Raw genomic sequence first — 12,198 nt, forward strand, 5'->3', positions numbered from 1 at the left:
GGTCATATGATGCCAGATCATGTGCACTTGTTAGTAAGTATTCCGCCGAAGCTAAGTGTATCGCAGTTTATGGGATACTTAAAAGGGAAAAGTGCATTAATGATGTTTGATCGACATGCAAACTTAAAATACAAATATGGGAACCGACATTTTTGGGCTGAAGGCTACTACGTAAGTACAGTTGGATTGAATGAATCCACGATAAAGAAGTATATCCGAGATCAAGAGAAACATGATATAGCAATGGATAAGCTAACAAGTGTGGAATATTCGGACCCTTTTAAGGGTAAGTGAAGTAGTACAAACACCGCTTAAAGCGGTGGCAAAGTAGTCAGAGCATTTTGGCTTGAGCAAAGCGAAAGCCAGCGCCTTGAGACGCCGGCTTTTATTATCGGCTTATAGCCGATGTGCAAACCACCCGTTTGACGGGTGGTTATGATTAAAAATGTCTAAGAAAAAATCGAAAAACAAATAACTTATACTTAATAAAATTAACTTATCGCTAGTTCCTATCTTTAAAAATTATTGTTTGAAACGCTGACATCTTAGATAAACACAAACTTTAATGAAGGATATTTATTTTATTTTCTAGCGATGATAAAGTAATATCAACGTTAAAATTTGATTAAAAAGGAGTCGGTGTAGATGCATAGCAGCAAGATAAAAAATATGATCATCACCATTGTTGCAGTTCTTGGAATTGTAGTGGGGTGGCAAATGGTCGAACCTCAGCAGGTATCTGCTGCTGAACCGACTTATACGTTTGCAACTAACAACACCTTTGAGCCCTTTGAAATTCAAGATAGTAAAGGTGGGTACTCAGGAAATAATCCTGGGATTGAAATTGAAATGCTTAAGAAAATTGCTAAGCATGAGCATTTTAAGTATGAATTGAAGCCAATGAGCTTTAATGGTGATTTACAAGCTCTTGAAGCAGGACAAGTTGATGCAGTAATTGCCGGAATGAGCGTTACTGATGAACGAAAAGAAAAGTATGATTTTTCAACACCTTACTATACTAGTGGTGTTGTTATGGCTGTTGCAAAAGATAGCAATATTAAGTCGATGAGCCAATTAAAAGGCAAAACAGTTTCGGCTAAATCTGGAACGAGTGCGGCATTATTTTTGAAGAATAACCAAAAGAAATATGGTTACAAGATTCGTTACTTTGATTCTTCAAATACGATGTGGAATGATGTGAAGACTGGGAACACGGCAGCTACTTTTGATGATGGTCCTGTTCTTGAATACGGAATTAAAGAAGGGGTTCCGCTTAAGGTTGTGACGAAGAAGCCAATTGACGCACAACCAGTTGCCGTTGGCTACCAAAAGGGCAAGAACTTAGAATTACAGAAAAAGATGAATGATGGGATTAAGTGGCTAAAGGATACTGGCCAAATGGATCAAATCATTGATAAATATACTAAGAGTGACAAAACAACGAAGGACAGCGCGACTGATAGGACAATCTTAGGATTAATTCGCGCCAATTATCCAGCCTTACTTCGTGGATTATGGATGACAATTGAATTAACCGTTGTCGGCATTATTTTTGCGATGATCTTTGGAGTAATTCTAGGGATATTGGGGATTGCACAAAACAAATTCGCCAATGCTGTTTCTAGTACCCTGATTTATATATTCCGTGGTATTCCAATGATTGTGTTAGCCTTCTTTATTTACATGGGGATTCCGAACGTTATTGGCCATAAAGTTCCATTGTTCTTGGCAGGAATCTTAACGTTGACTTTTAACGAAGGAGCTTATATTGGAGCCATTGTTAAAGGTGGATTTGAATCCGTTAATATTGGCCAATGGGAAGCAGCACGGAGCTTAGGATTGCCATATAGCAAAGCCCTGATTAAGGTCATCGCTCCCCAAGGATTTAAGTTAATGATTCCTTCGTTAGTTAACCAGTTTATTATTACCTTGAAAGATACCTCAATTCTTTCTGCAATTGGTGTAATGGAACTTACACAAACAGGGACTGTCATCATTTCCCAGAACATGGAAGGATTTAAGATGTGGTTAATCATTGGGACGATGTATATCATCATCATTACCCTGTTGACTTGGTTATCAAACTACGTACAAAAGAGGATGGGTTAATATGGATAAAAACTATAAAGTACAAGTAAAAAATCTGCACAAAAGTTATGGAAGTAATGAAGTGCTGAAAGGTATTAGCTTGGACGTAAAAACCAATGAGGTGGTTTGCATGATTGGACCATCAGGATCGGGTAAAAGTACCTTTCTTCGTTGTATTAATAAGCTTGAAGAGCCAAATAGCGGTCATATTTATATTGATGGCTACGATATTGCTGATCCGCAAGTAAATATTAATAAGGTTCGGGAAAATATCGGGATGGTTTTTCAGCACTTTAATCTCTTTCCAAATATGAATGTTTTGGAGAATATTACTTTGGCGCCTGTTCAGCTTGGAAAAATGTCCAAGGAAGAGGCGGAAAAGGATGCGATGCACTATCTCGACTTAGTTGGGCTAGCTGATAAAGCAGAAGCGGATCCAACCAAGCTCTCTGGAGGCCAAAAGCAACGGGTAGCGATTGCCCGTGCCCTTGCGATGAAACCGGATGTAATGCTCTTTGATGAACCAACGAGTGCCCTTGACCCTGAAATGGTAGGGGATGTTTTGGAAGTAATGAAACGGTTAGCGCAAGAGGGAATGACCATGATCGTGGTAACTCATGAAATGGGATTTGCTAAGCAGGTTGCCGATCGAGTTGTTTTCTTCCATAATGGTGATATTCGGGAACAAGGTACCCCAGAAGAAATTTTTGATAATCCGCAACATCCAGATACGAAGAATTTCTTGGATAAAGTGCTAAATATTTAATTATCGACTGACTTTCAGTAATTTAAATTTGACAAAGTTAGGATAATCATTATAATAATGAGTAACTTCTAATAATTGGCTAACAGAGAATCCAGTATTTGCTGAAAGCTGGATCCAATTAAATGGCATGAGCGTTTGAAATGGAGTGGTTTCCTTATCAACCTAGAGGTAGTTCGCAAAGGTGAGCTATAAAGATGGGTGGAACCGCGTTAAAAAACGTCCCTGGTATATTGATTACCAGAGACGTTTTTATTTGTTTAAGAAAACGTTTTTGTTATTAACTAAATTTTTTAAGGAGGCATATTATGGACGAAAAACAACAACAGAAGTTAGAACGATCGCTTAAAAGTCGTCACGTGACGATGATTGCTATTGGTGGGGCTATTGGGACCGGTCTTTTTCTTGGATCAGGAACAGCTATTCATCAAGCAGGTCCATCAATCATTCTTTCATACCTAATCGTCGGTATCTTTTGCTTCTTTATGATGCGGGCGTTAGGGGAACTTATTTTAGCTGATACTTCAAAGCATTCCTTTATTGATTCAGTTAAAGAATATCTTGGTGACCGGATGGAATTTGTTGCCGGCTGGATGTATTGGGCATGCTGGCTGACATTAGCAATGGCTGATCTTACGGCAACTGGTATTTACTTGAAATATTGGTTTCCTAATTTACCACAATGGGTCGGGCCGTTAATTATTGTTATTTTATTAATGTTAGTAAACATGGTAAACGTTGGACTGTTTGGTGAACTAGAAAGTTGGTTCTCCATGATTAAGGTGATTGCAATTTTAGCCTTGATAGCAGTGGGAATTGTCTTACTTGTAATGCGTGGTCATGTTGAAGGACGGCCAGTAACCCTTTCGAACTTAGTTAATCAGGGTGGCTTTTTCCCTACTGGTCCAATGGGATTCTTGATGTCCTTCCAAATGGTAGTCTTTGCCTTTGTAGGAATTGAAATGGTCGGATTAACAGCTGGAGAAACTAAGAATCCAGATAAAGATATTCCTAAGGCGATCAATACCTTACCAGTCCGGATTGGTTTATTCTATATCGGATCAATGATTGCGATGATGTCAATTTACCCATGGTTCCAGATCAAGACTACTTCTAGTCCGTTTGTTCAAGTGTTTGCAGCAATTGGAGTTCCGGGAGCAGCCGCAATTCTAAACTTTGTGGTTCTGACTGCTGCCATGTCTGCAACTAACAGTGCGATCTTTAGTACTAGTCGTTCCCTCTACTCATTAGCTCGAAGCGGGAACGCCCCAAAACGTTTTGGGGAATTAAGTGCAAAGGCTGTGCCTAATCATGCATTAACCTTTTCTTCATTGATCCTTTTTATCACAGTTATCCTAAATTACATTATGCCGGCAGGAATATTCGATGTGATTGCTGGAATTTCAACAATTACCTTTATCTTTACGTGGATTATTATTTTGGTTGCCCACGTTAAATTCCGGCAACAAAATCCTAAGGGAGTTGCAAACTTCAGAATGCCAGGATATCCAATTACTAGTTGGTTAACAATTATTTTCTTCTTGGCAGTCCTAGTGATTTTACTATTTATTGATTCAACACGAATTCCATTAATCCTTTCAATCGTTATTTTTGTAATGCTCGCTTATGGTTACGGATTTTTGAAGAAGAAAAATTAAAAATCTGGAAGAGACTCGAAGAAATTTGGGTCTCTTTTCTTTGCATTTGATAATTATTAGTTTAAGAGAGTGGTAAAAAGTAATAGAAAAGAAGGTTTTGTTTAATAATTGTAAGGAGGATAAATCCCGCCATGACGCGGTTTTATTGTCTTTTGAGAGGGGAGGGATTATACTAAAAGTGTGGAAAGATAGAAGGCCGAATTTAACAAACATCTTCTCATAATAAAACTACTTTGAAGTACGTTAATTAGACTTTTTGCATGAAAATACCAACACCCCACTCCACATGAAACGCTTTAGTTTCCGTAAAAAGTATGTTAGCTAAAAGTAATTAGTGGCCATATCTACAACGAACCTATAATGATAAGCTTAAGTTCCTCGTATTAAGCAGATAGATAAGTTACCAAAAATTAAAATAATACTCGGCCTTTCTTCCCACTTCTTCATGGTTGAGAAGCCCGGAATGTTATTTCGATAAACGTCCCGGGCTTCTGCCAGTTTAAACCCTAAAGATTTTATATTATTTCCTGGGAAATACTAAAGTTAGTGAAACTGTAAATTCCTTCTTTAAATGTCTGAACATTTGCTCAATTGGGTTTATTGAGTATAATCGAAAAATTTGGCAGGAGCAACGGAAAGACACGTAGCAAAGACGATCTGCTACGTGCACCTTTCCGTTTATTTTCGCTAACAAATGATAACGTTTTCATAAGTTCTGAAAAAACTTTGTGAAATTTTAAAAAGCTGAAAAGTTAATAAAATGAGTGAATTGTAAAATTATAATTTAAAAAATAATAAAAATTCACAAATTGTCTACAAAACAGCGCTTTACAGGAATCAAATTTAAAGATATTCTTAAATAGTTAACTCGCCACAATTGCAATTATATTGTCTTAATTTGGAACGGCTGTTAACGAATATTCTATTTAAGGAGGGTACACAGCCATGTCTATGTATCTTATTATCAACATTATTGGGTTGATTGTCTTTCTTGGAATTGGATGGCTTTTCTCCAAGAATCGAAAGGAGATCAACTGGAAGACTGTAGGAATCATGGTAGTATTGAACTTACTTTTAGCATGGTTCCTAGTAAGTTCAGCAGCTGGTCGTGCTGGGGTTAAAGCGGCCGCTGATGGTTTTGCTTGGATTGTTAACGTCTCTGCAAAAGGAACTGTGTTTGCATTAGGTGATTGGTACACACCAAAGAACCTTAACTTCATTTGTTCTGCATTGATGCCAATCCTTATGATTGTTCCATTGTTCGATATCTTAAACTACATTGGTATATTGCCATGGATTATTAAGTGGATCGGACGTGGACTTTCCTTCATTACTGGTGAACCTAAGTTTGAATCATTCTTTGCTGTAGAAATGATGTTCTTAGGTAACACTGAAGTTTTGGCTGTTTCTGGTATGCAATTACGTGCCATGAACAAGGAACGTAATTTGACAATTGCCATGATGTCAATGTCTTGTGTTACTGCTTCAATTCTTGGTGCATATATTGAAATGATGCCAGGACAATATATTCTGACTGCTGTTCCAATTAACATTATTAATTCATTGATTGCTGTAAGTATGTTAAACCCTGTTAAGGTTCCAGCTGAAGATGACACCATCGAAAAGGTTGGTGCAGAAGTTGATTCTGATAAGCGTGAACCATTCTTCAGTTTCTTGGGAGACTCAATTTTAGGTGCTGGTAAGTTAATCCTTATCATCATTGCTAATGTTGTTGCCTTCGTTGCTTTGGCAGCCTTGATCGATGCTATCTTAGCATTGTTCTGGAAGGACCTTTCACTTGAAAGTATCTTAGGTGTTATCATGTTCCCATTCTCATGGTTGCTTGGGTTACCTGTTCACCAAGCATGGATGCTTTCTCAAGATATGGGTATGAAGTTAATTACTAACGAATTCGTTGTTATGGGTAAGGTGACTGGCGAAATCAACAGTTACGCACCTCACTTGCGAGCTGTCTTGACTGTCTTCGTAACTTCATTTGCCAACTTTGGTACTTTAGGTATGATTATTGGTGCCTTCAAGGGATTAGTTGACAAAGAAAACAACGATTACATCGCTTCAAACATTGGTTACTTAATGCTTTCTGGTATTTTGGTATCATTATTATCAGCCGCATTTGTTGGTCTCTTTGTTTGGTAGAAATGGAAAAGCAGCTGGTAAGGCTGCTTTTTTCAACATTAAATTCGAAAACGCTTGCACGAGAAAAAGGAGATAAAAATTATGACTACAAAGATTATTATGGATACTGATCCAGGTATTGATGACGCAGCTGCTTTAACAATGGCTATTAATGACCCATCATTAGACTTGAAATTAGTTACAACAGTTGCCGGTAACGTTACTGCTGATAAAACAACTGCTAACGCCTTGAAGATTATTCACTTCTTTGGTAAGGATATTCCCGTTGCAGCAGGTGCTAAGCAACCATTGATTAAGCCATTTGAAGATGCTGCCCGAATTCATGGTGAATCGGGAATGCCTGGTTATGATTTCGGTGACGACTATGGTAAGCCGCTTGATAAGACTGCTGTTGAAGCACTTCATGACGCAATCATGGCTGAAGATGAAGTCATCCTGGTTCCAACTGGTTCGTACACTAATATTGCATTACTCTTTAGCGAATACCCAGAAGTAAAGAGTCACATTAAGCAAATCGTTGCGATGGGTGGTTCATTCTCTGGCGGTAACATGACCAGTGTAGCTGAATTTAACGTCTTCACTGATCCAGATGCTGCTAAGATTATGTACAATGCGGGCGTTCCAATTGTAACTGTTGGATTGGATGTTACCTTAAAGGCTCTCTTAACTGCTGATACAATTGAAAAACTTGGTAGCCTTAATAAGACCGGTGAAATGTTGCATGGATTAATTACGCACTATAATGATGGTAATGATCAAGGTCGTCCAATGCACGATGTTAATACTATCTTCTACCTTCTTCATCCAGAAGCATTTACTACCAAGGATATGTGGGTTGACATTCAAACAGATGGCCCAGCAATCGGTGCTACTGTTGGTGACATTCGTGCTGCTTATCATGATGGTAAGACCAACGCAAAAGTTTGCTTAGATATTGATGCTGAATACTTCAATAAGTGGTTCTTAGAGGAAGTAAGCAAAATGAAATAAGATACTGAGAGCTGAGAGCTTGCTTTCGGCTCTTTTTATTACTTTCTTGTGTAAGCGCTTCACGATATAATGGCAGTAATTAAAGTAAGGAGGAAATGAAAAATGAAGAATATTATGATTGCTGGCGCTGGTGTATTAGGTAGTCAGATTGCATATCAAACGGCTTTATCTGGCTTTAATGTCAGTGTATATAACCACCATATTGATACTGCTGAACGACGAATTAAGGCGCTGAAAAGTGATTATGAACGTGACTTGCATTTGACAGATAAGGAATTTCAACAGGGCCTTGATAATATTAAAGTAATTACTGATGATATTGCGACTGCAGTTAAAGATGCTGATTTAATGATTGAAGCATTACCGGAATCATTAGAGTTAAAAGAACAGTTTTACGAAGCAGTTTCAGGATTAGCCCCTGAAAAAACAATCTTTGCCAGTAATTCCTCTACATTTATCCCTAGTCAACTAGCTTCTTATACTGATCGGCCAGAAAAATTTCTTAATATGCACTTTGCTAACCAGATTTGGAAATTTAATGTGGTCGAAATTATGGGTACCTCCCAAACAACTCCAGAGGTGATTGAAGAAGCTACAAAGTTTGCCCGGGAAATAAAGATGATTCCTGTTATCCTTAACAAGGAACAACACGGTTATATTCTGAATTCCCTTTTAATTCCGTTACTTGCATCTGGTCTTAGCTTATGGGCTAAAGGAGTTGCTGATCCAGAGATGATTGATAAGGATTGGATGATTTCGACAGGTGCACCAATGGGACCATTTGGTATTTTAGATATGGTCGGTTTACGGACGGCAGCGCAAATTGAACGGAATGCCTATGCTCAGACTAAGGATGAAAGTCATAAGGAAATTGCCGATAAGATGGAAAAGATGATTCAAGAAGGGCACGAAGGAAAAGAATCAGGACAAGGATTTTATAATTATCCCAATCCAGCCTTCATGGCTCCAGACTTTTTGAAACATTAAGATTAAGTATTGAAAACGCTAGGAAAGGGAGCAAGATAAAAGTCGCTCGTGACTGATATCTTGCTCCCTTATTTTGCGCTCCAATTTTTACGTAATCCGGTTGCAACAATGGCAAAATTACGGTACAGTAGTAGAGAACGTGAAACAAAAAATGTTTCACGAAAGGAGACCTAATAAATAATGAATCCTGAACAATTTCAACAAGCATTAGCTGATCATGGGATTACCTTATCAGTAGAACAAATGCAACAATTTGCTGACTATTATCAATTATTAGTTGAAACTAATGAACATGTAAATTTGACACGGATTACTGAAAAGGATGAAGTGTATTTAAAGCATTTTTATGACTCAATTACAGGAGCGTTTGCTGATCCATGCTTAGAGAGCGAAGAACTGACATTATGTGATATCGGTGCTGGGGCCGGCTTTCCTTCCTTACCGTTGAAGATCGCTTTTCCGCAATTAAAGGTAACGATTGTTGATTCGTTAAATAAGCGGATTGCTTTTCTTGAAGCCTTAGTTGCCAAGCTCGGTTTAACCGATGTTACTTTGATTCATGATCGAGCAGAGACTTTTAGTGCTAAGAAGAGTCCATATCGGGAGAAATTCGATATTGTTACCGCCCGTGCAGTTGCCCGCCTATCAGTTTTAAGCGAATTATGCTTGCCCGCCGTTAAAGTTGGTGGGGAATTCATCGCTTATAAGGCAAGTGCAGCTCCCGAAGAACTTCAACAAGGTGGGACAGCAATTAAACAGCTTGGGGGAAAAGTTCAAAAAACAGTGACATTGACCTTACCGGAAACTGATGAAGAACGTAATATTATTGTGATTGATAAGATAAAGGCGACCCCTAATAAATATCCACGGCGTCCAGGATTACCAAGCAAAAAACCAATTCAATAAGATAAGGAGTTGAAAGTATGGCTTTTTCATTATTTGGCATTGGAAAAAATAATTCCGATAATACAAAAAATAAGGTCGTAGAAGTAAAAATTGATCAAATTATTCCTAATCGTTACCAACCACGGAAGGTATTTGATCAAGACGGGATTCGTGAATTAGCACAAACAATTGACGAACACGGGTTGTTACAACCAATTGTTTTACGTGAATACGAACCAGCAAAATATGAAATTATTGCTGGGGAACGTCGATACCGGGCGATGAAGCTCTTGAAGTGGGAAAAAGCACCAGCAATAATTGAAAAGATGAGTGATCAAGAGACTGCTTCACTTGCCCTCATTGAAAATCTGCAACGGTCGCAATTGAGTTCAGTAGAAGAAGCGCAGGCTTACCGGCAATTAATGGACTTGAACCATCTTACTCAATCGCAATTAGCAAAAGGAATGGGGAAGAGTCAGTCCTTTGTTGCCAATAAATTACGGTTGCTCCGTTTAATTACTCCGGTCCAAACAGCTATTTTAGATCACCGGATTACGGAACGTCATGGTCGAGCATTGTTAGATTTAGATGAAAAGCAACAACGTGATATGTTAATGCGGATTGTTAATGAGCGGTTAACAGTTCGGCAGACGGAAGATGAAGTTGCTCGCTTGTTAGGGCGTCCTTTACCTTCAGAGATTGCAGAATTAAAAGCAGCTGCTAAGCGCAAAGAATTAGCTTCTATTGAGGGCCATACTGAAGAAACAGCAGAGGTTGCAGAGGTACCAGTAGAAAAACCGGCTGAAAAGAAGCGAGCTCCTAAACGAAAGACAACTAAGAGGGCCCAAAACAAAAAAACTCAGCAGGCTAATGATGCGCGTTTAGCTTTAAATACGATTAAAAAATCAATTAAGCTGGCGACAAATGAAGGCTTTGAAATTAAAATGCATGAGGAAGAAAACGGCGATACTTATCAATTAACAATTGAGATTCCGAAGAAACAGTAGGGAGGCCAAAAAATGGGTTCTGTAATTGCCCTTGCAAATCAAAAAGGCGGTGTTGGTAAAACAACAACGAGTGTTAATTTGGGTGCATGCTTAGCTGAGACTGGCCAGCGCGTCTTATTAATTGATCTTGATCCTCAAGGGAATGCCACTAGTGGTTTAGGCGTTGAAAAGCAGAATATTAAGCAAAGTATTTATGATGTCTTAATTAATGAAGTGCCATTAGAGAATGTCATTCAAAAGACAAGTCATGAAGGGGTTGATATTGCTCCAACGACAATTGCCTTATCTGGTGCCGAAGTAGAATTAACTAATTTAATGGCCCGGGAAACACGGCTTAAAGATTCTTTTGGGGAAATTCGCCAAAAATATGATTTTGTTTTAATCGATTGTCCACCATCCCTAGGGCTACTGACAATTAATGCATTTACTGCTTGTGACTCAATTCTAATCCCTGTCCAAAGTGAATACTATGCACTGGAAGGCTTAAGTCAACTTTTAAATACCATCAAGCTTGTTCGTAAGCACTTTAATCCTCAACTTAAGATTGAAGGAGTTCTTTTGACAATGTTTGATCGGCGCACAAACCTTGGACAACAGGTAAATTCTGAGGTTAAAAAGTTTTTTGGTGACCAGGTTTATGATACGATTATCCCTCGTAATGTCCGTTTATCAGAGGCCCCAAGTCACGGCTTAGCAATTATTGATTATGATAAAAATTCAACGGGGGCGCACGTCTACCAACAATTAGCAAAGGAAGTGTTGGCTAACCATGGCAAAGAATAAAAAAGGTGGGCTTGGTCGAGGCATTGAGGCCCTCTTTGCGGAAAATGAAGTAACTGAGCTTGCGGATGAAACGGTTCAAGATATCAAGCTATCGTTAATCCATCCTAATCCCTACCAACCACGGCGAACGTTTGACAAGAAAGCTTTAGCAGAATTAGCTTCATCGATTGAAAAATCAGGGGTGTTTCAACCAATTATTCTTCGACAAACGGATCCCCAAATTAATCGTTATGAGTTGATTGCTGGGGAACGACGGTTTAGGGCTTCTAAGATTGCTAAACAAAAGACTATCCCAGCAATAGTGCGTAAGATGAGTGATGAGCAGATGATGGAAATCGCGGTTCTTGAAAATCTTCAACGTGAAGACCTCACGCCACTTGAAGAAGCGCAGGCCTACCAAATGCTAATGGACAAGTTATCATTAACTCAAGCACAGGTGGCAAGCAGACTAGGGAAGAGTCGACCTTATATCGCTAATTACTTGCGGTTACTAGGTTTACCAAAAGTAATTAAGGAATTTCTTAATACTGGCAAACTTTCGATGGGCCAAGCACGAACAATTCTCGGCTTAAAAGATAAGTCAAAACTTGTTCCACTTGCCCAACGAGCTGTTGAACAAAACCTTACAGTGCGACAATTGGAAGAGATTGTAACGCAAACTAACGGAACAGCAAAAAAGAAAGAAGAACGGCGAACGCAACGCAAACCAGTTTATATTCGAGAAGCTGAATCACAGTTACAGAGTAAATTTGGTACAAAAGTTGCTGTCGCCCAAAGTCGTAAAAAGGGCGCAGGAAAGATTGAAATACCTTATACGTCAAATGAAGATTTAACCCGTATTCTTGAATTATTAAACATAACCCTAGATTAAGGAGGAATA

General features: G+C 38.7%; 11 protein-coding genes. All 11 read left to right on the forward strand.

What is annotated here, in order from left to right; all coding sequences use genetic code 11:
• A partial coding sequence (gene tnpA, locus LMB57_RS06315; RefSeq protein WP_229278044.1) for an IS200/IS605 family transposase occupies positions 1-294 on the forward strand: 294 nt, incomplete at its 5' end.
• A gap of 351 nt (positions 295-645) precedes the next feature.
• Positions 646-2,109: an ABC transporter substrate-binding protein/permease gene (locus tag LMB57_RS06320; protein ID WP_229272535.1), complete on the forward strand. Its 1,464-nt coding sequence runs from the start codon at positions 646-648 to the stop codon at positions 2,107-2,109.
• Position 2,110: 1 nt separating this feature from the next.
• Positions 2,111-2,854 (forward strand): amino acid ABC transporter ATP-binding protein, encoded by a 744-nt coding sequence (locus LMB57_RS06325; RefSeq protein WP_229272534.1) that lies wholly within the window; start codon positions 2,111-2,113, stop codon positions 2,852-2,854.
• A gap of 305 nt (positions 2,855-3,159) precedes the next feature.
• Positions 3,160-4,509 carry an amino acid permease gene (locus LMB57_RS06330; protein ID WP_229272533.1) on the forward strand — a complete coding sequence of 450 codons (1,350 nt, stop codon included), beginning with the start codon at positions 3,160-3,162 and terminating at the stop codon, positions 4,507-4,509.
• A gap of 951 nt (positions 4,510-5,460) precedes the next feature.
• A complete protein-coding gene (locus tag LMB57_RS06335; RefSeq protein ID WP_229272538.1) occupies positions 5,461-6,666 on the forward strand; it encodes a NupC/NupG family nucleoside CNT transporter in 1,206 nt (401 codons plus the stop codon).
• A gap of 81 nt (positions 6,667-6,747) precedes the next feature.
• On the forward strand, positions 6,748-7,656 hold the full coding sequence (gene rihC, locus LMB57_RS06340; protein ID WP_035157597.1) for a ribonucleoside hydrolase RihC: 909 nt from the start codon (positions 6,748-6,750) through the stop codon (positions 7,654-7,656).
• A gap of 102 nt (positions 7,657-7,758) precedes the next feature.
• Positions 7,759-8,643 (forward strand): 3-hydroxyacyl-CoA dehydrogenase, encoded by an 885-nt coding sequence (locus tag LMB57_RS06345; RefSeq protein WP_229272532.1) that lies wholly within the window; start codon positions 7,759-7,761, stop codon positions 8,641-8,643.
• 180 nt (positions 8,644-8,823) lie between these two features.
• Entirely contained in the window at positions 8,824-9,549 is a 726-nt protein-coding gene (gene rsmG, locus LMB57_RS06350; protein WP_229272531.1) for a 16S rRNA (guanine(527)-N(7))-methyltransferase RsmG, read from the forward strand.
• 17 nt (positions 9,550-9,566) lie between these two features.
• On the forward strand, positions 9,567-10,535 hold the full coding sequence (locus LMB57_RS06355; RefSeq protein ID WP_229272530.1) for a ParB/RepB/Spo0J family partition protein: 969 nt from the start codon (positions 9,567-9,569) through the stop codon (positions 10,533-10,535).
• A 12-nt stretch (positions 10,536-10,547) separates the two neighbouring features.
• Positions 10,548-11,318, forward strand: coding sequence for a ParA family protein (locus tag LMB57_RS06360; RefSeq protein WP_229272529.1), 771 nt, complete (start codon positions 10,548-10,550; stop codon positions 11,316-11,318).
• Complete coding sequence (locus LMB57_RS06365) at positions 11,305-12,189, forward strand: ParB/RepB/Spo0J family partition protein (RefSeq protein WP_113896987.1); 885 nt, start codon at positions 11,305-11,307, stop codon at positions 12,187-12,189. Before LMB57_RS06360 ends, LMB57_RS06365 begins: the two co-directional genes overlap by 14 nt.
• Positions 12,190-12,198: the final 9 nt, after the last annotated feature.

The sequence above is a fragment of the Limosilactobacillus secundus genome (assembly GCF_020784695.1).
GTDB classification, from domain to species: domain Bacteria; phylum Bacillota; class Bacilli; order Lactobacillales; family Lactobacillaceae; genus Limosilactobacillus; species Limosilactobacillus reuteri_F.